The 25,828-nt window shown below is 66.6% G+C and carries 26 protein-coding genes and 2 tRNA genes; 11 read left to right on the plus strand and 17 right to left on the minus strand.

Annotated elements, in window-relative coordinates:
* Positions 1 to 49: 49 nt before the first annotated feature.
* A complete protein-coding gene (locus L3N39_RS07125) occupies positions 50 to 1,213 on the minus strand; it encodes an isovaleryl-CoA dehydrogenase (protein WP_237256640.1) in 1,164 nt (387 codons plus the stop codon).
* 323 nt (positions 1,214 to 1,536) lie between these two features.
* On the opposite strand from L3N39_RS07125, the gene L3N39_RS07130 reads away from it, so the two are divergent.
* The 10 genes from L3N39_RS07130 (at position 1,537) to L3N39_RS07175 (ending at position 11,907) form a co-directional block, all read left to right on the plus strand.
* Positions 1,537 to 2,559: an apurinic/apyrimidinic endonuclease family protein gene (locus L3N39_RS07130; protein ID WP_237256641.1), complete on the plus strand. Its 1,023-nt coding sequence runs from the start codon at positions 1,537 to 1,539 to the stop codon at positions 2,557 to 2,559.
* A gap of 392 nt (positions 2,560 to 2,951) precedes the next feature.
* Entirely contained in the window at positions 2,952 to 4,634 is a 1,683-nt protein-coding gene (locus L3N39_RS07135; RefSeq protein WP_237256642.1) for an AMP-binding protein, read from the plus strand.
* Positions 4,635 to 4,689: 55 nt separating this feature from the next.
* Positions 4,690 to 5,283, plus strand: coding sequence for a peroxidase-related enzyme (locus L3N39_RS07140; protein ID WP_237256643.1), 594 nt, complete (start codon positions 4,690 to 4,692; stop codon positions 5,281 to 5,283).
* A gap of 98 nt (positions 5,284 to 5,381) precedes the next feature.
* A complete protein-coding gene (locus tag L3N39_RS07145) occupies positions 5,382 to 6,653 on the plus strand; it encodes an OprD family porin (RefSeq protein WP_237256644.1) in 1,272 nt (423 codons plus the stop codon).
* Between the two features lie 208 nt (positions 6,654 to 6,861).
* Entirely contained in the window at positions 6,862 to 7,638 is a 777-nt protein-coding gene (locus L3N39_RS07150; RefSeq protein ID WP_237256645.1) for an ABC transporter ATP-binding protein, read from the plus strand.
* Positions 7,635 to 8,351 (plus strand): ABC transporter ATP-binding protein, encoded by a 717-nt coding sequence (locus L3N39_RS07155; RefSeq protein WP_237256646.1) that lies wholly within the window; start codon positions 7,635 to 7,637, stop codon positions 8,349 to 8,351. The genes L3N39_RS07150 and L3N39_RS07155 overlap by 4 nt, the downstream gene beginning before the upstream one ends.
* Before the next feature lie 77 nt (positions 8,352 to 8,428).
* On the plus strand, positions 8,429 to 9,646 hold the full coding sequence (locus L3N39_RS07160; protein ID WP_237256647.1) for an ABC transporter substrate-binding protein: 1,218 nt from the start codon (positions 8,429 to 8,431) through the stop codon (positions 9,644 to 9,646).
* 69 nt (positions 9,647 to 9,715) lie between these two features.
* Complete coding sequence (locus L3N39_RS07165) at positions 9,716 to 10,603, plus strand: branched-chain amino acid ABC transporter permease (RefSeq protein WP_237256648.1); 888 nt, start codon at positions 9,716 to 9,718, stop codon at positions 10,601 to 10,603.
* A 2-nt stretch (positions 10,604 to 10,605) separates the two neighbouring features.
* Complete coding sequence (locus tag L3N39_RS07170; protein WP_237256649.1) at positions 10,606 to 11,613, plus strand: branched-chain amino acid ABC transporter permease; 1,008 nt, start codon at positions 10,606 to 10,608, stop codon at positions 11,611 to 11,613.
* A gap of 96 nt (positions 11,614 to 11,709) precedes the next feature.
* Positions 11,710 to 11,907: a hypothetical protein gene (locus tag L3N39_RS07175; protein ID WP_237256650.1), complete on the plus strand. Its 198-nt coding sequence runs from the start codon at positions 11,710 to 11,712 to the stop codon at positions 11,905 to 11,907.
* Between the two features lie 15 nt (positions 11,908 to 11,922).
* Here L3N39_RS07175 and L3N39_RS07180 read toward each other — a convergent pair whose 3' ends face one another.
* The 6 genes from L3N39_RS07180 to L3N39_RS07205 all read right to left on the minus strand — a co-directional run bounded on the left by L3N39_RS07180 (position 11,923) and on the right by L3N39_RS07205 (position 16,233).
* The gene (locus L3N39_RS07180; RefSeq protein WP_237256651.1) at positions 11,923 to 12,414 is read right to left on the minus strand and encodes an Lrp/AsnC family transcriptional regulator; all 492 of its coding nucleotides are present in this window, start codon (positions 12,412 to 12,414) and stop codon (positions 11,923 to 11,925) included.
* Positions 12,415 to 12,430: 16 nt separating this feature from the next.
* Entirely contained in the window at positions 12,431 to 13,192 is a 762-nt protein-coding gene (locus L3N39_RS07185) for an ABC transporter ATP-binding protein (protein ID WP_237257064.1), read from the minus strand.
* Positions 13,193 to 13,288: 96 nt separating this feature from the next.
* Positions 13,289 to 14,002, minus strand: a complete 714-nt coding sequence (locus L3N39_RS07190) for an ABC transporter permease (RefSeq protein WP_237256652.1) — start codon at positions 14,000 to 14,002, stop codon at positions 13,289 to 13,291.
* The gene (locus tag L3N39_RS07195) at positions 13,999 to 14,727 is read right to left on the minus strand and encodes an ABC transporter permease (RefSeq protein ID WP_348983394.1); all 729 of its coding nucleotides are present in this window, start codon (positions 14,725 to 14,727) and stop codon (positions 13,999 to 14,001) included. The genes L3N39_RS07190 and L3N39_RS07195 overlap by 4 nt, the downstream gene beginning before the upstream one ends.
* Positions 14,728 to 14,793: 66 nt before the next feature.
* Positions 14,794 to 15,573, minus strand: a complete 780-nt coding sequence (locus L3N39_RS07200) for an ABC transporter substrate-binding protein (RefSeq protein WP_237256653.1) — start codon at positions 15,571 to 15,573, stop codon at positions 14,794 to 14,796.
* Positions 15,574 to 15,801: 228 nt separating this feature from the next.
* A complete protein-coding gene (locus L3N39_RS07205; RefSeq protein WP_237256654.1) occupies positions 15,802 to 16,233 on the minus strand; it encodes an Lrp/AsnC family transcriptional regulator in 432 nt (143 codons plus the stop codon).
* 156 nt (positions 16,234 to 16,389) lie between these two features.
* Here L3N39_RS07205 and rocF point away from each other — a divergent pair, with 156 nt between their 5' ends.
* A complete protein-coding gene (gene rocF / locus L3N39_RS07210) occupies positions 16,390 to 17,337 on the plus strand; it encodes an arginase (protein ID WP_237256655.1) in 948 nt (315 codons plus the stop codon).
* A gap of 197 nt (positions 17,338 to 17,534) precedes the next feature.
* Here the strand turns inward: rocF and L3N39_RS07215 are convergent, their stop codons facing one another.
* The 10 genes from L3N39_RS07215 to L3N39_RS07260 all read right to left on the minus strand — a co-directional run bounded on the left by L3N39_RS07215 (position 17,535) and on the right by L3N39_RS07260 (position 25,760).
* On the minus strand, positions 17,535 to 18,581 hold the full coding sequence (locus tag L3N39_RS07215) for an ornithine cyclodeaminase (RefSeq protein WP_237256656.1): 1,047 nt from the start codon (positions 18,579 to 18,581) through the stop codon (positions 17,535 to 17,537).
* A gap of 272 nt (positions 18,582 to 18,853) precedes the next feature.
* Positions 18,854 to 19,954, minus strand: coding sequence for a redox-regulated ATPase YchF (ychF, locus tag L3N39_RS07220; protein WP_237256657.1), 1,101 nt, complete (start codon positions 19,952 to 19,954; stop codon positions 18,854 to 18,856).
* Between the two features lie 24 nt (positions 19,955 to 19,978).
* Complete coding sequence (gene pth, locus L3N39_RS07225) at positions 19,979 to 20,563, minus strand: aminoacyl-tRNA hydrolase (RefSeq protein ID WP_237256658.1); 585 nt, start codon at positions 20,561 to 20,563, stop codon at positions 19,979 to 19,981.
* Positions 20,564 to 20,594: 31 nt separating this feature from the next.
* Positions 20,595 to 21,209 (minus strand): 50S ribosomal protein L25/general stress protein Ctc, encoded by a 615-nt coding sequence (locus L3N39_RS07230; protein ID WP_237256659.1) that lies wholly within the window; start codon positions 21,207 to 21,209, stop codon positions 20,595 to 20,597.
* A gap of 108 nt (positions 21,210 to 21,317) precedes the next feature.
* Positions 21,318 to 22,259, minus strand: coding sequence for a ribose-phosphate pyrophosphokinase (locus tag L3N39_RS07235; protein WP_041107585.1), 942 nt, complete (start codon positions 22,257 to 22,259; stop codon positions 21,318 to 21,320).
* Positions 22,260 to 22,337: 78 nt separating this feature from the next.
* A tRNA-Gln gene (locus tag L3N39_RS07240) sits at positions 22,338 to 22,412 on the minus strand.
* Between the two features lie 47 nt (positions 22,413 to 22,459).
* Positions 22,460 to 22,534, minus strand: a tRNA-Gln gene (locus tag L3N39_RS07245).
* Between the two features lie 18 nt (positions 22,535 to 22,552).
* Positions 22,553 to 23,410 carry a 4-(cytidine 5'-diphospho)-2-C-methyl-D-erythritol kinase gene (gene ispE / locus L3N39_RS07250; protein ID WP_237256660.1) on the minus strand — a complete coding sequence of 286 codons (858 nt, stop codon included), beginning with the start codon at positions 23,408 to 23,410 and terminating at the stop codon, positions 22,553 to 22,555.
* Complete coding sequence (lolB, locus tag L3N39_RS07255) at positions 23,410 to 24,030, minus strand: lipoprotein insertase outer membrane protein LolB (RefSeq protein ID WP_237256661.1); 621 nt, start codon at positions 24,028 to 24,030, stop codon at positions 23,410 to 23,412. Before lolB ends, ispE begins: the two co-directional genes overlap by 1 nt.
* Before the next feature lie 2 nt (positions 24,031 to 24,032).
* Positions 24,033 to 25,760, minus strand: coding sequence for a tetratricopeptide repeat protein (locus L3N39_RS07260; RefSeq protein WP_237256662.1), 1,728 nt, complete (start codon positions 25,758 to 25,760; stop codon positions 24,033 to 24,035).
* Positions 25,761 to 25,828 lie beyond the last annotated feature (68 nt).

A 25,828-nucleotide genomic window follows, 5' to 3' on the forward strand; every position in this document is an offset into this window, starting at 1 on the left:
TGTCGTAAATGCGGTGGAAAAGGCCTCTGGCCGTTTTCCACCCTACGGATTATTTGGATTCGTTGAACAGCTCGCGGCCGATCAGCATCCGGCGGATCTCGCTGGTGCCGGCGCCGATCTCGTAGAGCTTGGCGTCACGCAGCAGGCGGCCGGTGGGGAATTCGTTGATATAGCCGTTGCCACCAAGGATCTGGATCGCCTGCAGGGCCATCTGCGTGGCGTTTTCGGCGGTATAGAGAATCACCCCGGCGGCGTCCTTGCGGGTGGTCTCGCCACGGTCGCAGGCCTGGGCGACGGCGTAGAGATAGGCGCGGCTGGCGTTGAGCTGGGTGTACATGTCCGCCACCTTGCCCTGGATGAACTGGAACTCGCCGATGCTCTGACCGAACTGCTTGCGGTCGTGAATGTAGGGCACCACCACGTCGAGGCAGGCCTGCATGATGCCGGTCGGGCCGCCGGCCAGTACCACGCGCTCGTAATCCAGGCCGCTCATCAGCACCTTGACGCCGCCGTTCTCGACGCCGAGCACATTCTCTTGCGGCACCTCGACGTCATCGAAGAACAGCTCGCAGGTGTTGGAGCCACGCATGCCGAGCTTGTCGAACTTGTTGCCGCGGGAGAAACCTTTCCAGTCGCGCTCGATGATGAACGCGGTGATGCCGTGCGGCCCCTTGTCCAGGTCTGTCTTGGCGTAGATCACGTAGGTGTTGGCGTCCGGGCCGTTGGTGATCCAGGTCTTGCTGCCGTTGAGCACGTAGCGGTCGCCGCGCTTTTCGGCGCGCAGCTTCATGGAGACCACGTCGGAGCCGGCATTCGGCTCACTCATGGCCAGCGCGCCGACGTGTTCGCCGCTGATCAGCTTGGGCAGGTAGCGGGCCTTCTGCTCGGGGTTGCCGTTGCGGTTGATCTGGTTCACGCACAGGTTGGAGTGGGCGCCGTAGGAGAGGGCGACCGAGGCCGAGCCGCGGCTGATCTCTTCCATCGCCACCACGTGGGCCAGGTAGCCAAGACCGGCGCCGCCGTATTCCTCGGAGACGGTCACGCCGAGCAGGCCCATCTCGCCGAATTTCTTCCACATGTCGGCCGGGAACAGGTTGTCCTGGTCGATGGCCTCGGCGCGCGGCGCCAGCTCGGCGGCAACGAAGGCCTGGACCTGCTCGCGCAGCATGTCGATGGTTTCACCGAGGGCGAAATTGAGGCTGGAGTAGTTCATGGGGCCACCTGCTTGTCTTGTAATTGTTCTGTGTTCAGAGAATTCGTGCATCCGGCGGGTTCCGGCCGGCGCTCCGGTCGCAGCCTGAGCGCCTTCGGAAGTGGTTGCTCGCTGCTTTACGTTAACGTAAAGGTACGCCGGCGGTCTGTCAACACACCGCCGAGTCGGCATGCCTGCAAGGATAGGCCCGGCAGGGTGCGGTCGCTGGCGGCCGGCCTGGTGGCGTGCGGCGGTGATTCGTCGGTGGTCGGGCACTCGCTTCGGCGGGGTGGGACTAAACTGGCGATGGCCGACGACACCGACCTGCCATCGACGAGGAATCCATGCCCCGCATCGGCTTCGCCTGCATGTATCGCCATCCGCAACAGAGCCTCTCGCTGAAGGAACTGGAGCGCATCGAGCGCACCTTCAACCCGCGCAGCACCACGCTGCGCTGGATGGCCTCGGCGGGGCGCGAGGCGGCCGAAGCGAAGCTCGAGGAGATCGTCGAGCACAACCTGAACGCTCAGCGGGTACTGCTCGAATACGTCGCCACGTTGCCGCCGATGCTGCGCATGTTGCGCCTGTCCAGCGACCTGCTGCCGTTCTACAGCCATGCCGAGATCGCGCCGTTCTACCGCCGCGCCGAAATGCAGAGCCGCCTCGAGGCGGGTTTCGCCGCGATCGGCGAGCTGGCGCGGGCCCACGACATCCGCCTGTCGATGCATCCCGGCCAGTACTGCGTGCTGGGGTCGGACAAGCCGCAGGTGGTGGAGAACAGCCTGGCGGAATTCGAGTACCACGCCGACATGATCCGCATGATGGGGTATGGCCGGCGCTTCCAGGACTTCAAGTGCAACCTGCATATCGCCGGGCGGCTCGGCGCCGAGGGTGTGCGTGCCGTGTGGCTGCGCCTGTCGAGCGAGGCGCGCCAGTGCATCACCTTCGAGAACGACGAAAAGACCTATGGCCTGGACGACTGCCTGGGTCTCGCGGACCTCGCGCCGGTGGTGCTGGACATCCATCACTGCTGGATTCACGAGGACCGCTACATCGAGCCGGACGACCCGCGCATCGAGCGCATCCTGGAAAGCTGGCGCGGCGTGCGGCCGACCATGCATTACTCGCAGCCGCCGGAGAGCCTGATGGAGCTCGGCTTCGCGCCGGAGCGGAAGCTGGAGATCCCGGAGTTGCTGGAGCAGGTCAGCAAGCGCGACCTCTATGCGCACAGCAAGCGCATGTGGAACCGCTGGACGAATCGCTATGCGTGTCAGTTTCTCGATCGCTTCGACATCATGCTCGAAGCCAAGGACAAGAACCTCGCTGCGCTGGACTTCCATCAGGAGTACCAGCGCGAAAGTGCCTGACGTTGCCGTGGCCGGCAGATGCGGTTATAGCCTCGGCTCGTTCTGGTGGGCTGAAGCCCACCCTACAACGGTGCCGAGATGCCCGCCGCAGCGTAGCGGTTCGACTGGCTACGATCTCCCGGCAGGGTGGGCTTTAGCCCACCGAGGGGCACCGCAGTTTCCGTGAGCCGAAAGCCCATCAGCGAGGCGCGCCACTAAGGACTGTAGCCAGGTCGCATGTCACCAATACCGGCCATTTGACTGCGTGCTATCCCTCGACTTTCGCCTACCCCGCGACATGTTGTCACTTAGTTACCTTTACGTTAACGTAATCGCAACCTAGGGTGACTGTCAGCAGCGCCAGCGCCCTTGCGAGTACGCCTCATAACAAACATAAGACTGAGGAAATCGTCATGAGTCTCCCGAGCTATACCTGCGGACCGCAGAGCAAACCCCTGTTGCCCATGACCATCGGCGCGGCGTTCGACCGTACCGTGGAGCGCTTTCCCCAGCGTGAGGCCCTGGTGGTGCGCCATCAGCAGCTGCGTTACACCTGGGCGCAGCTGGCGGAGGCGGTGGACCGTTGCGCGCGTGGCCTGCTGGCGCTCGGGCTGCAGCCCGGCGAGCGGCTGGGGATCTGGTCGCCGAACAATGCCCAGTGGTGCATCACCCAGTTCGCCACCGCGAAGATCGGCGTAGTGCTGGTCAACATCAACCCGGCCTACCGCCTCAACGAACTCGAATACGCGCTCAAGCAGTCCGGCTGCCGCTGGCTGGTCTGCGCCGATGCCTTCAAGACCTCCGACTACCACGCCATGCTCCACGAGCTGCTGCCCGAGCTGGCCTCCAGCGCCACCGGCGCGCTGCACAGCCACATGCTGCCGGAGCTGCGCGGGGTGATCAGCCTCGGTGCCCAGCCGGCCGACGGCATGCTCGGCTGGAATGCGCTGCAGGCGCTGGCCGAGCAGGTCGGCCCCGAGCAGCTGCGCCAGTGCGGCGAGCGCCTGCAGTTCGACGAGCCGATCAACATCCAGTACACCTCCGGTACCACGGGCTTTCCCAAGGGCGCCACGCTCAGCCACTACAACATCCTCAACAACGGCTACATGGTCGGCGAGAGCCTCGGCCTGACCGAGCAGGACCGCCTGGTGATCCCGGTGCCGCTGTACCACTGCTTCGGCATGGTCATGGGCAACCTCGGCTGCGTGACCCACGGCACCACCATGATCTACCCGAGCGCGGCGTTCGAGCCGCAGGCCGCGCTGCTGGCGGTGGCCGAGGAACGTGGTACCGGCCTGTACGGCGTGCCGACCATGTTCATCGCCATGCTCGACCACCCCGAGCGGGCACAGATGGACCTGTCGTCCCTGCGCACCGGCATCATGGCCGGCGCCACCTGCCCGATCGAAGTGATGAAGCGGGTGATCGACGAGCTGCACATGAGCGAGGTGCAGATCGCCTACGGCATGACCGAGACCAGCCCGGTGTCCACCCAGACCGGCCCCGAGGATGACCTCGAGCGGCGCGTCACCAGCGTCGGCCGGACCCAGCCGCACCTGGAAAGCAAGATCGTCGACGAACACGGCAAAGTGGTGCCGCGCGGGCAGATCGGCGAGCTGTGCACCCGCGGCTACAGCGTGATGCTCGGCTACTGGAACAACCCGGAGGCCACCCGCGAGGCCATCGACGGCGCGCGCTGGATGCACACCGGCGACCTCGCGGTGATGGACGAGCAGGGCTACATCAAGATCGTCGGGCGCAACAAGGACATGATCATCCGCGGCGGCGAGAACGTGTACCCGCGCGAGATCGAGGAGTTCCTCTTCACCCATCCGGCGGTGGCCGACGTGCAGGTCATCGGCGTGCCGGACAAGACCTACGGCGAGGAGATCGTCGCCTGGGTCAAGCTGCACCCCGGCCACGCGGTCGAGGCCGAGACGCTGCGCGAGTTCTGCAAGGGGCGCATCGCCCACTTCAAGACGCCGCGGCATATCCGCTTCGTCGACGACTTCCCGATGACCATCAGCGGCAAGGTGCAGAAGTTCCGCATGCGCGAGATCAGCGTGGTCGAGCTGGGGCTCGGCGAGCACCACTGACAGCCGGCCGGCTCGCCCGGCCAGCTCCGCCTGCATCCATACGAAGGACTGCCCGATGACCCGGACGATCAGCCGCTTTCCCGTGCCCGAAAGCCTCGACGCCCTGCCCGATGACCTGGGCGAGCGCATCCTCGCGGTGCAGGAGAAGGCCGGCTTCATTCCCAACGTGTTCCTCATGCTGGCGCACCGGCCGGCGGAGTTCCGCGCCTTCTTCGCCTACCACGACGCGCTGATGGAGCGCGCCTCCGACAGCCTGACCCAGGCCGAGAAGGAGATGATCGTGGTCGCGGTCAGCGCCGATCACGGCTGCCTGTACTGCGTGGTGGCGCATGGCGCGATCCTGCGCATCCTCGCCAAGGACGCGCAGCTGGCCGACCAGTTGGCCGTCAACTACCGCACCGCGCCGATCGCCGAGCGCCAGCGAACCATGCTCGACTTCGCCCTGCACCTGGCCGCCGGGCGCGGCGTGCTCGACGACGCCTGGCAGGCGCGGCTCGAGGCCCAGGGCTTCAGCCTCGACGACATCTGGGACATCGGCGCCATCGCCGGGCTGTTCGGCCTCTCCAACCGCCTGGTGTCCATGGCGCGCACCCCGCCGAACGACGAGTTCTATCTGCTGGGCCGCGTGCCCAGGGATGCCGCGCGCTGAGCGCGGCCACCGCATTGCCGCATGACGCGGTAATCCGGGCCCGGCTGTTTCGCGGTCGGCCCACAGCTGCATCAACGACAACAACAAGAGAGAAACCCATGCAACTGAAACCATCCAGCCGCACCTTCCTGCTCTCGGGCCTGGCCATGGCCATCCTGGGCACCGCCAACACCGCCTCGGCGGCCTTCATCGAAGACAGCAAGGCGTCCGTCGAGCTGCGCAACTTCTATATGAACCGTGACTTCCGCGGCAGCGAGTCGACCCAGGCCAAGGCCGAGGAATGGGCCCAGGGCTTCATCCTCAAGATGGAATCGGGCTACACCGAAGGTCCGGTCGGCTTCGGCCTCGACGCCCTCGGCCTGCTCGGTGTCAAGCTCGACTCCAGTCCTGAGCGTACCGGCACCGGCATCCTGCAGCGTGATCGCAACGCGCCCAACCGCGCCCAGGACGACTATGGCTCGGCCGGGCTGACCGCCAAGGCCAAGCTGTCGGCGACCACCCTGCATGTCGGCACCCTGCAGCCGGTGTTGCCGGTGATCATGCGCAACGACAGCCGCCTGCTGCCCAACACCTACCGTGGTGCCTGGCTGCAGAGCAAGGAGATCGACGGCCTGACCCTCGATGCCGGCAAGCTCACCGACATCAGCTACCGCGATTCCTCCGACAGCGAGGACATGACGGTCTTCAACGGCGGCAAGCGCAACATCACCTTCGGCAGCGGCGGCAGCACCAGCGACGAATTCCTCTTCGCCGGTGGGCGCTACCAGTTCGCCCCCGAGCTGAGCGGCAGCTACTACTACGGCGGGCTGGACGGCATCTACAAGCAGCACAACCTCAATCTGGTGCACGTGCTGCCGCTGGGCGACGGCCAGAGCTTCAAGACCGACCTGCGCTATGTGCGCTCCACCGACGACGGTGGCAGCAACGTCGACAACAACGCCTTCGGCGCGCTGTTCACCTACCGTCTCGGCGGTCATGGCTTCACCGCCGGCTACCAGAAGATGAGTGGCGACACCGGCTTTGCCTACATCTCGGGTGGCGACAACGCGTTGATCAACCTGCTGCAGATCAACGACTTCGGCAACCAGGACGAAAAGTCCTGGCAGGTCCGCTACGACTACGACTTCGCTGCCATGGGCATCCCCGGGCTGAGCCTGATGACCCGCTACGTCTCCGGCGACAACGTCGACCTGGGCGCGGCCGGCGAGGGCAAGACCTGGGAGCGCAACACCGACATCGCCTATGTGATCCAGAACGGCGCGTTGAAGGGCCTGGGGGTCAAGCTGCGCAACGCCACCACGCGCAGCAACTTCCAGAGCGACCTGGACGAGAACCGCCTGATCATCAGCTACAGCCTGGCGCTCTGGTAAGTCGCCCTGCTTCACACCTTTCCTCGGAGGTGCTTTTTCCCGGGCCCTCGGGCCCGGGTTTTTTTCGCTCAACCCGGCATCCGCGAGTCAAGCGAGCGTTTGAAAACCCTGCTTGCCGTATACGGAAACCGGTTGTTATCGTTTACGTAAAGGTCACGCCAGACCTGCGCCATAACCAACAACAACAATCAAGGTTAGAGGGCACTCCATGGAACCAGAGTTCGTGCTGGAAACGCGCGGCCTGACCAAGGAATTCCGCGGCTTCACCGCAGTGGATTCCGTCGATCTCAAGGTTCGCCAGGGCCACATCCATGCGCTGATCGGCCCCAACGGCGCCGGCAAGACCACCGTCTTCAATCTCCTCACCAAATTCCTCACGCCCACCCGTGGGCAGATCCTCTATCGCGGCCACGACATCACCGCGATGAAGGCCAACCAGATCGCCCGCCAGGGCCTGGTGCGCTCGTTCCAGATCTCCGCCGTGTTCGGCCACATGAGCGTGCTGGAGAACGTGCGCGTCGCCCTGCAGCAGAAGATGGGCACCTCCTTCCACTTCTGGAAATCCGAACGCAGCCTGCGCGAGCTGGATGAGCAGGTGATGCAGCTGCTCGCCGAGGTCGACCTGCAGGCCTTCGCCCAGACCCTGGCCATCGAGCTGCCGTACGGCCGCAAGCGTGCGCTGGAACTGGCCACCACCCTGGCGCTGGACCCCTTCGTGCTGCTGCTCGACGAGCCGACCCAGGGCATGGGCAGCGAGGACGTCGACATGGTCGTCGAACTGGTGCGCCGCGCCGCGGCCAAGCGCACGGTGCTGATGGTCGAGCACAACCTCAGCGTGGTCAGCCGGCTGTGCGACCGCATCACCGTGCTGGCGCGCGGTGCGGTGCTCGCCGAGGGCGACTACGACAGCGTCTCGGCCAACTCGCAGGTCCGCGAGGCCTACCTGGGCAGCGAAGCCGCCGCACTCGAGGAGGCCCACGCATGAACCCACCGATGGATCGCGACCAGCTGCGCATCAGCGACCTGCACGCCTTCTACGGCGAATCGCACATTCTCCACGGCGTCGACCTGGTGGTCGGGCGCGGCGAGCTGGTGACCCTGCTCGGGCGCAACGGCGCCGGGCGCACCACCACGCTGCGGGCGATCATGAACATGGTCGGCCGGCGGACCGGCTCCATCGTGGTCAACGGCAACGAGACCATTGGCCTGCCGGCGTTCCAGATCCCGCGGCTCGGCGTCGGCTACTGCCCGGAGGAGCGCGGCATCTTCTCCAGCCTGAGCGTCGAGGAGAACCTGCTGCTGCCGCCCACCGTGCGCAGCGGCGGCATGAGCCTGGATGAGCTCTACGAAATGTTCCCCAACCTCTACGAGCGGCGCTACAGCCAGGGCACGCGGCTGTCCGGCGGCGAGCAGCAGATGCTGGCCATGGCGCGCATCCTGCGCACCGGCGCCAACCTGCTGCTGCTCGACGAGATCACCGAGGGCCTGGCGCCGGTGATCGTGCAGAAGCTCGGCGAGGTGCTGGTCAAGCTCAAGCAGCGCGGCCTGACCATCGTCCTGGTGGAGCAGAACTTCCGCTTCGCCGCGCCGCTGGCCGACCGTCATTACGTGATGGAGCACGGCCGCATCATCGAGGAGATCGAGGCGGCCGAGCTGGATTCGAAAAAGGAGTTCCTCAATTCCTGTCTCGGGGTGTGAACCGCAGGAAGCTGCAACACCGGCCGCAGTGGATGTCGGGCCGAACCACAACAAAAACAATCGAGAGTGGTGAATACATGAGCTTTTTCCGCAAGAGCGCGAGCGCCATCCTGGCTTCTTCGCTGATCGCCTCGGCCGCCCAGGCCGAACTCAGCAACGACGAGATCCGCATTGGCTACCTGGCCGACATGTCCGGCACCTACCGCGACCTCTCCGGCCCCGGCGGCCTGGAGGCGCTGAAGATGGCGGTGGAGGACTTTGGCGGCACGGTCGACGGCAAGAAGATCACCATCTTCCACGCCGACGACCTGAACAAGCCGGACGTCGGCGCCAACACCGTGCGCCAGTGGATCGACGAGCGCAACGTCGACATGGTGACCGGCATGGTCGCCAGCTCCGTGGTGCTGGCAGCGAGCAAGGTGGTGGAGCAGGGCGGCAAGCTGGCGCTGATCTCCGGCGCGGCGGCTTCGAGCATCACCAACGAATACTGCTCGCCCAACCACATCCACTGGACCTACGACACTTACGCGCTGGCCAACGGCACGGCCAGGGCGGTGCTCGCCGACGGCGGCAAGAAGTGGTACATCCTCACCGCCGACTACGCCTTCGGCCATGCGATGGAAACCGACATCACCAAGGTGGTGGAAGGCGACGGCGGCAGCGTCGTCGGCAAGGTCCGCCATCCGTTCCCGAGCAGCGACTTCTCCTCCTACATGCTGCAGGCCCAGGGTTCCGGTGCCGACGTGATCGCCCTGGCCAACGCCGGTGCCGACACCGTCAACTCGCTGAAGACCGCCAGCGAGTTCGGCGTCACCCAGGCCGGGCAGAAGCTCGCCGGCATGGTGGTGTTCCTCAACGACATCCATGCGATGGGCCTGGAGGTGACCCAGGGCCTGATGCTGACCACCGGCTGGTACTGGGACATGAACGAGGAGACCCGCGCCTGGGCCCAGCGCTACTACGAGCGCACCAAGCGCATGCCGGGCATGGTGCATGCCGGCATCTACTCGGCGACCACCCACTACCTGAACGCGGTGAAGGCCGCCGGCACCGACGAGACCGTGGCGGTGCGCGCGCAGATGGCCAAGACGCCGGTCAACGACATGTTCGCCAAGGGCGGGCAGATCCGCGAGGACGGCCGCATGGTCCACGACATGTACCTGGTGCAGGTCAAGACGCCGGCCGAGTCCAAGGGCGAGTGGGACCTGTACAAGGTGGTCAGCACCATCCCCGGCGACCAGGCCTACCGGCCGATGGCCGAGAGCCAGTGCAGCAAGCTGGTCGCCAAGCAGTGACCGGCTGATCCGCACCCTCACCCGGCCGGCGACGGCCGGGTACCACTGACTTCCCTCGGGTGGTGAGCCATGACTCTCGTATTCGGTGTTCCCCTGAGCGTACTGCTCGGGCAGCTGTTGCTCGGCCTGATCAACGGGGCCTTCTACGCCCTGCTGAGCCTGGGCCTGGCGATCATCTTCGGCCTGCTGCGCATCATCAACTTCGCCCACGGCGCGCAGTACATGCTCGGCGCCTTCGTCGCCTTCCTCAGCCTCAACTACCTGGGTGTGAACTACTGGGCCGCGCTGCTGCTCTCGCCGCTGCTGGTCGGTTGCCTGGGCATGGCCATCGAGCGCGGGCTGCTGCGGCGCATCGCCAATGAAGACCATCTCTACGGGCTGCTGCTGACCTTCGGCCTGGCGCTGATCGTCGAGGGCAGCTTCGTCAAGCTGTTCGGCGTGTCCGGCTCGTCCTATCCGATGCCCGAGGCGCTGCGCGGCGGCTTCAACCTCGGCTTCATGTTCCTGCCAACCTACCGCGGCTGGGTGATCGTCGCCGCGCTGGTGGTCTGCCTGGCGACCTGGTACGTGATCGAGCGCACCCGCCTGGGCTCCTACCTGCGCGCCGGCACCGAGAACCCGCGGCTGATGCAGGGCTTCGGCATCAACGTGCCACTGCTGGTGACCCTGACCTACGGCTACGGCGTGGCCCTGGCGGCCTTCGCCGGCGTGCTGGCGGCGCCGATCTACGCGGTGACCCCGGGCATGGGCTCGAACCTGTTGATCGTGGTGTTCGCCGTGGTGGTGATCGGCGGCATGGGCTCGATCCTCGGCGCCATCGTCACCGGTGTGGCCATGGGCCTGATCGAGGGGCTGACCAAGGTGTACTACCCGGAGGCAGCCAATACCGTGGTCTTCCTGGTGATGGTGCTGGTGCTGCTGGTGCGCCCGGCAGGACTCTTTGGCAAGGAGGCATGAGCATGAGCAATCCGATCGATCTTCCGGGCACCCCGGTGTTGCAGGCCAGCGTGGTACGCGAGCGGCGACATGCCGCGGCGCGGCGGCAGAAGTTCTTCTACGGCGCGCTGCTGGCGGTCGCCCTGGTCGCGCCGCTGGCGGTCTACCCGGTGTTCCTGATGAAGCTCTTGTGCTTCGCCCTGTTCGCCTGCGCCTTCAACCTGCTGCTCGGCTACGCGGGGCTGCTGTCCTTCGGCCACGCGGCGTTCTTCGCCACCGGCGGCTACATCACCGGCTACATGCTGAGCAGCTACAGCGGGCTGAGCACCGAACTGGGCATCCTCGCCGGGACCCTGGCCTCGACCGCGCTCGGCACCCTGTTCGGCCTGCTGGCGATCCGCCGGCAGGGTATCTACTTCGCCATGATCACCCTGGCGCTGGCGCAGCTGGTGTTCTTCGTCTTCGTCCAGGCGCCGTTCACCGGCGGCGAGAACGGCCTGCAAGGCGTGCCGCGCGGGCACCTGTTCGGCCTCGTCGACATGCAGAACAACCTGGCCATGTACTACTTCGTGCTGGCAGTGTTCGTGTTCGGCTTCGCCATCATCCAGCGCGCCATCCATTCGCCTTACGGCCAGGTGCTCAAGGCGATCCGCGAGAACGAGCCGCGCGCGGTGTCGCTCGGCTACAACGTCGATGCGCACAAGCTGCTGGCCTTCGTCATCTCCGCGGCGCTGGCCGGGCTGGCCGGAGCGACCAAGACGGTGGTGTTCCAGCTGGCCTCGCTGACCGACGCGCACTGGCATATGTCCGGCGAAGTGATCCTGATGACCCTGCTCGGCGGCGTCGGTACCGTGCTCGGCCCGCTGGTCGGTGCCGGCGTGGTGGTGACGCTGCAGAGTTCGCTGTCCAACGGGCCGCTGGGCGAGTGGGTGCACGTGATCCTCGGGGTGATCTTCGTGCTCTGCGTGCTGCTGTTCCGCTCCGGCATCGTCGGCTGGCTGGAGCGGCTGGTGAAGCGCAACTTCAAGTGACCGCCCGGCGCGACGCCTGGCCGCGCGCCGGGCGTCGCGAACCTGGCCGGCCAATGCCTGCCTAAGTCCTCAGGCCCCTTTGCGAGGACTTACGTCATGCCTGCAAGCGAACCGCTCATGCACCCGCAGCCCGCCTGGCCCTGGCGCGCCGACGAATCGCCACTCAACGACCTCGACGAAGCCGAAGGCGAGAACGAGCTGGACGGCCCGGACGAGCTGCCCGAAGAAACCCTGGAACAACTGGAGAAGGTGCCGCCGCCACCTGACCCGATGCCCGAGCCCGGCCCGCTGTAGCGCGGGAAGCGAGGCTCAGCCGGGCACCGGCGCGGGGTTCTTCACCGTGGCCAGTTCGGGGTGGGCGACCAGCTTGTCGATGTGCAGCTCGGGGTTGTCCAGCCAGGCCTCGGTGAGGCGCCAGTAGTGCTCCATGTCGCGACAGCGCATGCGCAGGCTGTAGTCGAAGGTGCCGCTGATCAGGTGGCATTCGAGCACCTGCGGGCATTCGCGCATGCTCGCCTCGAAGGCCTTCTGCGCGGTGCGGCCGCTCTGGTTGGACAGCGCCACCAGCACCAGCAGCGACAGCCCGGGGGAGAACTGGCGCAGGTCGACGATGGCGCCGTAGCCGAGGATCACGCCCATGCGCTCGAGCTTGCGTACCCGTTCCAGGCAGGGCCGCGGGGTCAGGTGCACCAGCTCGGAGAGCTTCTGGTAGGTGATCCGCCCGTTGTGACGCAGCACCTCGATGATCGCCAGGTCGATACGGTCCAGGGCGAGGCTGTGATCTTGGCTGGGTTCGAGCATGTCTCTGGGCTGCATGTCACTTCAGGCGGTTGGAAAGGAACTGTTGCAGGCGCTCGCTGGCGGGATGGTCGAGGATCTGCGCGCTGCCCTGTTCCTCGACGCGGCCCTGGTGCAGGAACAGCACCTGGCTGGAAACCTGCCGGGCGAAGCCCATCTCGTGGGTGACCATGATCATGGTACGACCTTCTTCGGCCAGTGTCTGGATCACCTTGAGCACCTCGCCGACCAGTTCCGGGTCGAGCGCCGAGGTCGGTTCGTCGAACAGGATGATCTCCGGCTCCATGGCCAGCGCGCGGGCGATCGCCACGCGCTGCTGCTGGCCGCCGGAGAGAAAGGCCGGGTACTGCTCGGCGACCCGCGCCGGCAGGCCGACCTTGTCCAGGTAGGCGCGGGCACGCTCGGAGGCCTCGCGCGCCGGGACGCCGAGCACCTGGCGCGGCGCCATGCTGATGTTGTCCAGCACGCTCATGTGGCTCCACAGGTTGAAGTGCTGGAAGACCATCGCCAGGCGGGTGCGCAGGCCCTGCAGCTGGGCCTTGTCGGCGACCGTGGTGCCGCCGCGGGTCTGGCGCAGGGCGATGGTCCGGCCGTCGAGGGTGATGCGGCCGGCGTCCGGCTGTTCGAGGAAGTTGATGCAGCGCAGCAGGGTGCTCTTGCCCGAGCCGCTGGTGCCGATCAGGCTGATCACGTCGCCGCTGCTGGCGTTGAGCGATACGCCCTTGAGCACCTCGTGGTCGCCGTAGCGCTTGTGCAGGTCTTCGACCTGCAGCTTGTGCAGGGCCGTGCCGGCGACGCTGAGCGGCTGGGCGAGGCGCTGGGTGCAGAGGCCGGCCGGGTCGGCGGGCATGGCGTAGGCGGTCTGGTTCATCACGAGTTACCCCCGGGTTGGGCCAAGAAAGGTCATCCAGCGTCGTTCGGCGAGGCGGAACAGGCCGACCAGCAGGAAGGACAGCAGCAGGTAGAGCAGGGCGGCGATGCCGAATGCCTGGAAGGTCATGAAGGTGGCGGCATTGGCGTCGCGGGCGACCTTGAGGATGTCCGGCACGGTGGCGGTGAAGGCCAGCGAGGTGGCGTGCAGCATGAGGATCACCTCGTTGCCGTACTGCGGCAGCGCCCGGCGCAGCGCCGAGGGGATGATCAGGTGCAGGTACAGGCGCCAGCCGCTCAGGCCGTAGGCCTGCGCCGCCTCGATCTCGCCGTGCGGGATGTTGCGGATGGCGCCGGCGAAGATCTCCACCGTGTAGGCGCAGGTGTTCAGCACGAAGGCCAGCAGGGTGCAGTTGATCGCCTCGCGGAAGAAGCCGTCGAGCAGCGGCTGGGCGCGCACCGCCTCCAGGCTGTAGAGGCCCGTGTAGCAGATCAGCAGCTGGATATACAGCGGCGTGCCGCGGAACAGCCAGGTGTAGAACTGCACGGGCCAGCGCAGCAGGCGCTTGCGCGAGACCCGGGCGATGGCCAGCGGCAGGGCGAGCAGGAAGCCGAGGACGATCGAGGCGACCAGCAGCCAGAGGGTCATGGCCAGGCCGGAGAGGTTGTAGCCGTCGCTCCAGAGGAAGGCCTGGCCGTATTGTTGCAGCAGCTCGATCATGGCAGCAGCCCTCCCTTGATGCCGGTGTTATAGCGGCGCTCCAGGCGGCGCAGAACCAGGTTCGACAGGCTGGTGATCAGCAGGTAGACCACGGCGGCGAGGACCAGGAAGTACAGCGGGTCATTGGTGGTCTTGCCGGCGTTCTGCGCGGCCTTGACCAGGTCGGACAGGCCGATGATCGACACCAGCGCGGTGGCCTTGAGCAGCACCAGCCAATTGTTGCCCAGGCCCGGCAGGGCGAAGCGCATCATCTGCGGGAACAGCACCAGGCGAAAGCGCTTGAGCGGGCCGAGGCCATAGGCGGTGGCCGCCTCCAGCTGGCCGCGCGGCACGCTGAGGATGGCGCCGCGGAAGGTCTCGGTGAAATAGGCGCCGTAGATGAAACCGAGGGTGGCCACGCCGGCGCTGAACGGGTCGATCTCCAGGTAGTCCCAGCCGAGCAGGTCGGTCAGCTCGTTGAGCCAGGTTTGCAGGCTGTAGAAGATCAGCAGGATCAGCACCAGGTCCGGCACGCCGCGGATCAGCGTGGTGTAGCCGGCGCCCAGCAGGCGCAGCCAGCGCAGCGGGGCGAGCTTGACGCAGGCGCCGAACAGGCCGAGGGCGATGCTGAGCAGCATCGACAGCAGGGCCAGCTTCAGGGTCATCCAGATGCCCTGCAGCAGCAGGGGGCCGAAGCCTTGCAGGTCGAGGACCGGCAGGCCGAACGAATGCAGGAGGTCGTTCACGCGCGAATACCTGTGCGGGAGGCGAGGGCGGTGCCCGGCCGCCGCAGCAGGCCGGGCGACGGGCGATTACTCGCTGTAGATGTCCTGCGTACCGAAGTACTTGCGCTCGATTTCCTTGTAGGTGCCATCGGCGTGCAGCGCGGCGATGCCCTTGTCGATCAGCGCCTTGAGCTCGGCGTCGTTCTTGCGCAGGCCGACGGCGATCACCGAGGGCAGGCCCGGGTCGTTGATCGCCGCGCCGCTCTTGAACGCCTCGCCCTTGGGCTGGGAGAGGAAGTTCAGCTCGGCCTCCAGCTTGTCGGTGACGATGGCGTCGAGGCGGCCGTTGGCCAGGTCGGCGTAGTTCTGGTCCTGCGACTGATAGGCCTTGATCTGCGCGCCAGCCGGGGCCAGCTTGGCGCGGGCGTAGACTTCCTGGATCGAGCCCTGCAGCACGCCGACCTGCTTGCCCTCGAGCGATTCGGGGGTGGCGCCGAAGTCGGCGTCCTTGCGGGTGACCAGCGCGGTGGGGCTGAGGAACAGCTTGTCGGAGAAGGCGATCTGCTGCTCGCGGGCCGGGGTGACGGCCATCGACGACATGATGCCGTCGAACTTGCGGGCGCGCAGGGCGGGGATCAGGCCGTCGAAGTCATTGGTCACCCAGCTGCACTTGACCTCCAGCTTGGCGCAGATGGCGTTGCCCAGCTCGATATCGAAGCCCTGCAGGCTGCCATCGGCGGCCACCGATTCGAAGGGCGGGTAGTCGGGGAAGACACCGAAGCGGATTTCCTTCCATTCCTTGGCCTGGGCCAGCCCGGCGGACAGGAGGAGGACGGCTGCGGCAACCAGCAAGCAGATTTTTTTCATCGGGATGTTCCCACCGTAGGTCTTGTTCTTGTTATGCCGGCGCCGGCGGTGGTCGACACCGAACCGGCTGCGGCTGGGCACAGAGAATGACCCGTGGCGTTCCGCCGTTGGTGTCGTAAAGGATTGTCCTGCGGGTGAAAAATAGTTGAAAAAAGTGGCCAAACAGCCGAAACGGCTGCAGCCCGCCGCCTTTATGTCCCGCGGACTGGCTGGCCGGCGGCCAGGCGCCTACTTGTAGGCCGCCAGCAGCAGGTTGCTTTCCGAGTTGGCGACGCCCTTGAGGGCGCGCAGTTCGCGCAGTACCCGGTCGAACTCGCTGAGGGTTTCGCTGCGGATTTCCACCACCAGGTCCCAGCGTCCGTTGGTGGTGTGCACCTGCACCACTTCCGGAATCTGCCGCAGGGTGGCGATCACCGCATCGCTGGCGCCGCCGCGCAGCTCGATCAGGGTGATGGCGCGCACGCCGCTGTCGTCCAGCTCGTTGCGCAGCCGGATGGTGAAGCCCACCAGCAGGCCGGAGCGCTGCAGGCGGTCGATGCGGTTCTGCACCGTGCCGCGCGAGACCTTCAGGCGCTCGGCGAGGGCAGAGGTGGCGGCGCGGCCATCTTCGCGCAGGAGGGCGAGCAGGCGGCGGTCGAGTTCGTCGGCTTGGTCATGCATGGTCGGGGCACCGGTTGCATGAAGGTTTCGGCATAACGTCAACTAGTGCTGACAATATGCGTAATACATTGGCAGAAAATGTAACTTGGCTATCTATCTGCTAGGCAGGCACTTTCCTAGAATTTTCCAGCCTTGTCACCAACCGGAGTCACCAACGTGCCAGCCTTGCCTGTTTCTTCCCGCCTGCCCAAGACCGTCAGCCTGGTCGGGGCGCCCACCGATGTCGGCGCCGGCGCCCGCGGTGCCTCCATGGGCCCCGAGGCGCTGCGTGTCGCCGGCCTGGCCGCCGCCCTGCGCGCACGCGGCTTCGAAGTGCTCGACCGCGGCAACCTCAGCGGCCCGGCCAACCCCTGGCAGCCGCCGCAGCAGGGCTACCGCCATCTGCCCGAGGTGATCGCCTGGAACCAGGCGGTGCACGACGCCCTCTATGCCGAGCTGCGCGAGGAGCGCCTGCCGATCCTGCTCGGCGGCGACCACTGCCTGGGCGTCGGCTCGATCAGCGCCGTCGCACGCCACTGCCGGGATACCGGCAAGAAGCTGCGGATCATCTGGCTGGACGCCCATGCCGACTTCAACACCTCGGCGCTCACGCCGTCTGGCAACCTGCACGGCATGCCCGTGGCCTGCCTGTGCGGCACCGGCCCGCAGGCGCTGGTGGAGATGGCCGGCGTGGTGCCGGCGATCCAGCCCGAGGCGATCCGCCAGATCGGCATCCGCAGCGTCGACGAGGGCGAGCGCCTGCGCGTGCACGAGGCGGGGCTCGAGGTGATGGACATGCGCTACCTCGACGAGATGGGCATGCGCGCGGCCATGCAGCAGGCGTTGGCTGGCCTTGATGGCGACAGCCACCTGCACGTCAGCTTCGACGTCGACTTCCTCGACCCGGAGATCGCCCCCGGAGTCGGTACCACGGTGCCCGGCGGGCCGAGCTACCGCGAGGCGCAGCTGTGCATGGAGATGATCGCCGACACCGGCCTGCTGGGTTCGCTGGACATCGTCGAGCTGAATCCGGCGCTGGACCAGTTCAACCGCACCGCGCGGGTGGCGGTGGAACTGACCGAAAGCCTGTTCGGCAAGTCGACGCTGATGCGCGCGGCGCGCTGAGCCCTTCCTGCCGCGACGCTACGACGACCGGGGTCGCCGCCGCGCGCCCCCGGTCTTGCCTTGCGCCTTGCAGGCATGCGCCCAGCGCACCGCCGCGACACCGACGCGGGGTAGCGTGCGAACTCGCGCTGGTGGCTGGCTGCAACGACAAAGCGCCCCGGGCCTTGCGGCGCGGGGCGTTGCGGCGCGGCCCGGGATCAGGCGCGCTTGAGCAGCGGCTGTTCGGTGTCCTCGGCGAGTAGGGCGAACAGGTTCTTCGGATCGCGCGGGCTGGGTACCAGCTCGATCAGGCTGCCGATATCCAGGCGCTCGGCGACATCGCGCACGTAGCGCATGGCCGAGTAGTCCTCCAGGGCGAAGCCGACCGAGTCGAACAGGGTGATCTCCTCGTCGCTGCGGCGGCCCGCGGCCGCGCCGCTCAGCACCTGCCACAGCTCGGTGGTCGGCGAGCCGGCCGGCAGCTGCTGGATCTCGCCCTCGATGCGGCTCTGCGGCTCGTATTCGACGAACACGCTGGCCGCCTCGACGATGGCGCGGTGCAGCTCGGTCTTGCCCGGGCAATCGCCGCCGACGCCGTTGAGGTGCATGCCCGGCTCGATCATCTCCGGGGTGAGGATGGTCGCGTTGGTCTTGTCGGCCGTCACCGTGGTGACGATGTCGGCGCCGCGTACCGCCTCGGCGGTGGAGTCGGCGATGATCACCCTGATGCCCGGGAAGCCGGCCAGGTTGCGGGCCAGCTTGCGGGTGGCCTGCGGGTCGACGTCGTACAGGCGGATCTCGTCGATGCCGAGGATGCTGTGGAAGGCGATGGCCTGGAACTCGCTCTGCGAGCCGTTGCCGATCAGCGCCATGCTGCGTGCGTCCTTGCGCGCCAGTACGCTGGCGGCCAGCACCGAAGTGGCGGCGGTGCGCAGGGCGGTGGTCAGGGTCAGCTCGCTGAGCAGCAGCGGCTTGCCGGTGTCGACGTCGCCGAGGGCGCCGAAGGCCATCACGGTGAGCATGCCGGCGCGGGTGTTCTTCGGGTGGCCGTTGACGTACTTGAACGAATACAGCGAAGCGTCGGAGACCGGCATCAGCTCGATCACGCCCTCGGCCGAGTGGTTGGCCAGGCGCGCGCACTTCTCGAATTCCGGCCAGCGCAGGTAGTCCTGGCGCAGGTACTCGGTCATCTCGGCCAAGCAGGTGGTCAGCCCCTGGCGGGCGACCAGGCGGCTCAGGTCATTGACGTCGATATAGCGGGTCATGTTGTTGTTCCTTCTGGGCTATTCGGCTCGGGCGGCTTCGGATCGAGGCGCCGCGTTTCGGCTCGCTGCCAGGCCACCGGGTGGCTGGCTCGGCGACCATTGTCTGCCGGCACGGGCGGCAATCCCGGCTGAACTGCGCGCGCCGCTCAGCTTGTAGAGCTGAAAGGCGATGGGCCGCAGCCGATCCTGCTGTCGCCGCGGCGTGCGCCCGGAAGGGAAGGGCACAAAGCAAAAGCCCCGCACGGGGCGGGGCTTGCTGGCTGGGGTGAGGCTCAGACGTTGAAGCGGAAATGCATCACGTCGCCGTCCTTGACGATGTATTCCTTGCCTTCCAGGCGCCACTTGCCGGCTTCCTTGGCGCCGGCTTCGCCCTTGTAGGCGATGAAGTCGTCGTAGGCGATGACTTCCGCGCGGATGAAGCCCTTCTCGAAGTCGGTATGGATCACGGCGGCGGCCTGTGGCGCGGTGGCGCCGACGCGCACGGTCCAGGCGCGGACTTCCTTGACCCCGGCGGTGAAGTAGGTCTGCAGGTTGAGCAGCTGGTAGCCGGCGCGAATCACGCGGTTCAGGCCCGGCTCGTCCATGCCCATGGTCTCGAGGAACATCTGCATCTCTTCCAGATCGTCCAGCTCGGCGATCTCGGCCTCGATCTTGTTGCACACCGGCACCACGATGGCGCCTTCTTCCTCGGCGATGGCGTTGACCACGTCCAGGTGCGGGTTGTTCTCGAAGCCGTCCTCGGCGACGTTGGCGATGTACATCACAGGCTTGGTGGTCAGCAGGTGGAAGGTCCTGGCCAGGCGCTTTTCCTCGTCGCTGAAGTTCTTCAGCAGCGAGCGCGCCGGCTTGCCTTCGGTGAGGTGCGGGATCAGCTTCTCCAGCAGTGCCTTCTGCGCCACGGCTTCCTTGTCGCCACCCTTGGCGGTACGGGCCACGCGCTGCAGCTGCTTCTCGCAGCTGTCGAGGTCGGCCATGATCAGTTCGAGGTCGATGATCTCGATGTCGCGCTTGGGGTTGACGCTGTTGGCGACGTGGATGACGTTCTCGTCCTCGAAGCAGCGCACCACATGCGCAATCGCATCCGTCTCGCGGATATTGGCGAGAAACTTGTTGCCCAGGCCTTCACCCTTGGAGGCACCGGCGACCAGGCCGGCAATGTCGACGAACTCCATGGTGGTGGGGATCACCCGTTCCGGCTTGACGATCTCGGCCAGCGCATCGAGGCGCGAATCGGGCATCGGCACGATGCCGCTGTTCGGCTCGATGGTGCAGAACGGGAAGTTCTCTGCGGCGATGCCGGATTTGGTCAGGGCGTTGAACAGGGTGGACTTGCCGACGTTGGGCAGGCCGACGATGCCGCAGTTGAATCCCATGGTGATCTTGCCTCGGAGTTAGGTTCAGGCCTTCTGGCTGTGCAGGCGCTGCATGGCGCGCGTCCAGTCGCCGGCCAGGATTTGCGGCACGACGTCCAGCGCGAAGTCGATGCTGGCGTCGAGTTTCTCGCGTTCGGCCTGCGGTGCACGACCCAGCACGTAGCCGCTGACCAGGCTGGCATGGCCCGGATGGCCGATGCCCAGGCGCAGGCGATGGAAACCGTTCTGGTTGCCGAGCCTGGCGATGATGTCGCGCAGCCCGTTGTGCCCGCCATGACCGCCGCCCTGCTTGAGCTTGGCGACGCCCGGGGGCATGTCGAGTTCATCGTGGGCGACCAGGATGGCCTCGGGGGGAATTCGGAAAAAACCGGCCAGTGCCGCCACCGCCTGACCACTGCGGTTCATGTAGGTGGTGGGGATCAGCAGGCGGATGTCTTCACCCTGGTGGCTGAACTTGCCGACCAGGCCGAAGTACTTCTTGTCGGCGCCCAGGTGCACGCCTTCGCGGGCGGCCAGGCGCTCAACGAAAAGGGCCCCCGCGTTATGCCGGGTCTGGTCGTATTCCGGGCCTGGATTTCCCAGGCCGACGATCAGCTTCACGGCAGTCACGACGGGGGCCCTTCCTCAGGCGAGCGCGAGATTACTCGGCAGCACCTTCTTCCTTGGTGTCTTCCTTGCTCACGCGCGGGGCGTGAACGTTGGCGACCGGCAGGTCACTGCCGTGGGCCAGGGAGACCAGCTCGACGCCCTTCGGCAGCTTGAGGTCGGTCATGTGCAGGACCTGGCCGACTTCGACGTTGGACATGTCGACTTCGATGAACTCCGGCAGATCCTGCGGCAGGCAGGACACTTCCACTTCGTTCAGGTTGTGCAGGATCTCGCCGCCCTGCTGCTTCACGCCAATGGAGGACTCCTGGTTGACGAAGTGCAGCGGAACGGTGGCGGTCAGCTTCTGGCCAGCGATGACGCGGACGAAGTCGGCGTGCAGGACGAAGCCCTTGGCCGGATGACGCTGCAGCGCCTTGATCACCACGGACTCGTTCTGGCCGTCGACGTTCAGGTTCAGCACGTGGCTGAAGGACGCCTCGTTCTCCAGCATCTTGGCCAGGTCCTTGGCGAGGATGCTGATGGACAGCGGAGCCTTGTCGCCGCCGTAGACGACAGCGGGAACCAGGCTGGCGTTACGACGCAGGCGGCGGCTCGCACCTTTCCCCAGGTCGGAACGCGCTTGGGCATTCAGGTTGAAATCGGTCATTTCGTTTCTCCAGTAACAACAGGACCCGTGGCGCTTGCGACCAGTGCCCGGGCTGTTGGGCAAAAAGCCCCGCGCAAGCGGGGCGCATACATCGGTGCGCGTTCCGCCTCAGCGGAACATCGCACTGATCGATTCGGCATTGCTGATGCGGCGTACCGCTTCGGCCACCACCGGCGCGATGTCCAGCTGGCGGATGCGGGTGCAGGCCTGGGCGGCGGCCGACAGCGGGATGGTGTTGGTCACCACCAGCTCGTCGAGCACCGAGCCTTCGATGTTCTCGATGGCGCGGCCGGACAGGATCGGGTGCGTGCAGTAGGCGTAGACCTTGGCCGCGCCGTGCTCCTTGAGCGCCTTGGCGGCGTGGCAGAGGGTACCGGCGGTGTCGACCATGTCGTCGACCAGGATGCAGGTACGGCCGTCCACGTCACCGATGATGTGCATCACCTCGGACTGGTTGGCCTTCGGCCGGCGCTTGTCGATGATCGCGAGATCCACGCCGAGGGACTTGGCCACGGCACGGGCGCGTACCACGCCGCCGATGTCCGGCGAGACCACCAGCAGGTTCTCGAAGCGCTGGGCCTGGATATCGTCGACCAGGACCGGCGAGCCGTAGATGTTGTCCACCGGCATGTCGAAGAAGCCCTGGATCTGGTCGGCGTGCAGGTCGACGGTCAGCACGCGGTTGACGCCGACGACGTCGAGCATGTCGGCCACCACCTTGGCGCTGATCGGCACGCGGGCCGAACGCGGGCGGCGGTCCTGGCGGGCATAGCCGAAGTAGGGCACGACCGCGGTGATGCGGGTCGCCGAGGAACGGCGGAAGGCATCGGCCATCACCACCAGTTCCATCAGGTTGTCGTTCGTCGGAGCGCAGGTCGGCTGGATGAGGAAGACATCCTTGCCACGCACGTTCTCGTTGATCTCTACGCTGATCTCGCCGTCGGAGAATTTACCGACATAGGCGTCACCGAGGGGGATATGCAGCTGACGTACGACACGCCGGGCCAGGTCGGGGTTGGCGTTCCCCGTGAAGACCATCATCTTGGACACGCGCAGTACCTGCCTGAGGGTGGGTCCGATGAATAAAAAGCTGTTCAAAAGGCGAGCTCTTGAACAGCTTCGAGTGTATGGCAGGGGCGGCTGGATTCGAACCAACGCATGGCAGGATCAAAACCTGCTGCCTTACCGCTTGGCGACGCCCCTGTAATGTCAATCGGATGCGCTGCAGCTGTACGTTCCCGGAGGATGAATGGCAGGGGCGGCTGGATTCGAACCAACGCATGGCAGGATCAAAACCTGCTGCCTTACCGCTTGGCGACGCCCCTGTAACGTACAACCGGATGCTAGGCATCCACCTCCTGCCCCAGTCTCGCGAGTGCTCGGTGCAGCATCGAAACGTTGCTGCCGCGTGCCACGAAGCCTGGCAAAGTGGCTGGAAGTTGGCGGCGGACTTTATCAGCCTCGCCCTGGTTTGGGAAGCTCCCAAACACACAAGCTCCAGTGCCCGTCATCCGAGCCGGAACGAATTTGTTCAACAGGCTCAAAGCGTTACATACTTGCGGGTAACGCTTCTCGACAACCGGCTGGCAGTCGTTACGACCACCCCCTGCAAGAAGGCTGCGAACTGTAATGGCCGGGGTATTACGTGTCAACTCTGGGTCGGAAAATATTTCTGCTGTACTAACAGAGACTTGCGGTGCAATGACGAGGTACCAGGGTTCAGGCAGCTCGACCGGCTGCAGGCGCTCGCCGACGCCCTCGGCGAAGGCCGCCCGGCCGTGGACGAACACCGGTACGTCGGCGCCTAGGCGCAGGCCCAGCGTGGCCAGGCGCTCGAGGTCGAGGCCCAGCTGCCACAGGTGGTTCAGGCCGAGCAGCGTGGTGGCGGCATCCGAGCTGCCGCCGCCGATGCCGCCGCCCATGGGCAGGCGCTTGTGCAGCTGGATGTCGGCGCCCAGCCGGCAGCCGCTTTCCTGCTGCAGCAGGAAAGCCGCGCGCACGATCAGGTTGCTGTCGTGGTCGACCCCGGGCAGCTCGGTCAGCAGGCGGATTTGGCCGTCGTCGCGGCGTTCGAAGGTCAGCTCGTCGCCGTGGTCGAGGAACTGGAACAGCGTCTGCAGCTCGTGATAGCCGTCGGCGCGGCGACCGAGCACGTGCAGCATCAGGTTGAGCTTCGCCGGCGCCGGCAGGGTGATCGCCATCAGCGGCCCAGCTGGCGTGGCTGCCAGTCCTTGATCACCAGGGTGATCCGCAGGTCGTGGCCCTCCAGGCGGATGCGCTCGGGCAGGGCATAGCCGTTGTCGTCGCGGTAGGCGAGGTAGTCCACCTGCCAGCCGTCCTGTTGCAGGCGGGCCAGGTGGCTGTCGGCGTCCAGGCTCAGGCGGCTGCGGCTGTCCGGGGCCGGCAGGCCGCGAATCCACCAGAGCAGGTGCGAGACCGGCAGTTGCCAGCCGAGCTGCTGCTCGACCAGCGCTTCCGGGGAATCCGCTTCGAAGCGGCCCTGGCCGGCCACTTCCAGCGAAACCGCATCCGGTCGGCCGGTCAGGCGCGTGGCGCCGCGGCCCAGCGGGCCGGACAGGCGGATGTCGAAGTAGTCCTGGCGCTGCAGCCAGAACAGCGTGCCGCTGCCCGAGTCCTGCGGTGCGCGGATGCCGATCTTGCCGCTGATCTGCCAGCCGTCGATCGCGCTGACCTGCGCCTTGTGGCTGCGCCAGTCGGCGGTGTTGCCGGCGCCTTCCAGCGATTCACGCGGGCCGAGGCCGGCACAACCGGCCAGCAGGGCACTCAGCAGGGCCGGCAGTAGGTAACGCATCAGGGGCATGTTCAGGGGGTCTCCGATCGGGTCAGGCGCTGGATCGTCTCGCGCAGGATCTGGCTGTCCGGCTCCTTCTTCAGGGCCTCGGCCCAGATGCGCCGGGCCTGTTGCTGATCGCCGCGGGCCCAGAGCACCTCGCCGAGGTGCGCCGCCACTTCGTGATCCTGGAACTGCGCATGGGCCTTGCGCAGCAGGCGCTCGGCGTCGGCGAGGTTGCCGAGGCGGTAGTTGACCCAGCCGAGGCTGTCGAGGATGGCCGGGTCGTCGGGGTTGATCCGGTAGGCCTGCTCGATCAGGCGCAGCGCCTCCTCGTGCCGGTCGGTACGGTCGGCGAGGGTGTAGCCCAGGGCGTTGAGCGCCATGGCGTTGTCCGGCTCGCGGGCGATCACCTGGCGCAGGTCGCGCTCGAGTTGGGCCAGGTCGCCGCGTTTCTCCGCCAGCATGGCGCGGGTGTAGAGCAGGTTGAGGTCGTCCGGATAGCTGGCCAGGGCCTGCTCGACCAGCGTCCAGGCCTGTTCGGTGCGGCCGTGCTCGGAAAGTGCCTCGGCCTCGATCAGGTACAGCTGGATCGCATAGTCAGGCTGCTCGTCGCGGGCGCGGGCGAGGATCGACGAAGCTTCGCGGTCGCGCTTGGCAGCAAACAGCAGTTGCGCCTGGAACAGCTTGGCCGGCAGGTATTCGTTGCCGGGGCCGACCTGCTCGAAGGCCGCCAGTGCCTTGGTCGTCCGCCCCAGCGCCTGGTAGGCGCGCCCGAGGTTGAACTGCGCGGCGTCGACATGGCTGCCGCGCTCGACCAGTTCCTCGAGGTAGACGATCGCCTCGCGCCAGGCCTCGGCCTCCATGCAGACCAGTGCCATGGAGAAGCGCAGATCGTCGTCGGTGGGGTTCTGCTGGACCAGCGTGGCGAACTCGCCCATCGCTTCCTCCAGCCGGTCATGCTCGACCAGCAGGCGCGCATAGGTCAGGCGCAGGCGCTTGTCCTCGGGGTAGCGCCCGAGCGCCTTCTCCAGCAGGCCGAGCGCCTCCTTGCCGCGATCCATGGCCTGCAGCAGGCGCGCGCGCAGCAGGATCGAGGGCACCTGCTGGGTCTTGACCGGGCGGCCTTCGAGCAGGGCGAGCGCCTCCTCCTGGCGGCCGTCCTGCTGCAGCAGGACGGCCTTGCCGAAGGCCAGCTGCTCGTTGCCCGGATGCTTCTCCAGCAGGCGATCGAAGCTGTGCAGCAGGCCGGCGCGGGTGTCCGGGTCGCTCTCGGCCGCCGACAGTGCGAGAAAGTCGAAGTGGGTGCTGCCCTGGCCCTGCAGCACCTTTTCCATGAATTCCATGGATTCCTCGTAGCGCCCGCCGCGCGCCAGCTGGACGGCAGCGGCGCGCTGCGCGTCGAGGTTGTCGGTGGCGTTGCGTGCCCAGACCAGTGCGGTGTCCAGCGCCGCCTGCTCCGCGCCCAGGTATTCGGCGATGCGGAACGCCCGCTCGGCCACCGCCGGGTCCTGCGTGGCGTTGGCCTGCTGCACGTAGTTGCCCAGGGCGATGTCGAAGCGGTTGCGCTGGCCGGCCAGCTCCGCCACCAGCAGCGCGTAGAGCGTCTCTTCGCTGAACGAGCCGGCCGGCGCGGTGCTCGCGACGGGTGCGCCCGGCTCGGCCTCCTGCACCGGCGGGCTGTCTTGCGGCGCGTCCGGCAGGAAGTTCTGGCAGCCGCCGAGAAACAGCAGGGCAGAGAGGGCGAGGATTCTGTTCATAGGGGGCGGTGGGGCTGGAATGCGGTCGCGGCATGATGACACAAGCGGCCAGGCAAGCCCATGGGGCT

It is taken from the genome of Pseudomonas oligotrophica (assembly GCF_021726475.1).
GTDB lineage: Bacteria > Pseudomonadota > Gammaproteobacteria > Pseudomonadales > Pseudomonadaceae > Stutzerimonas > Stutzerimonas oligotrophica.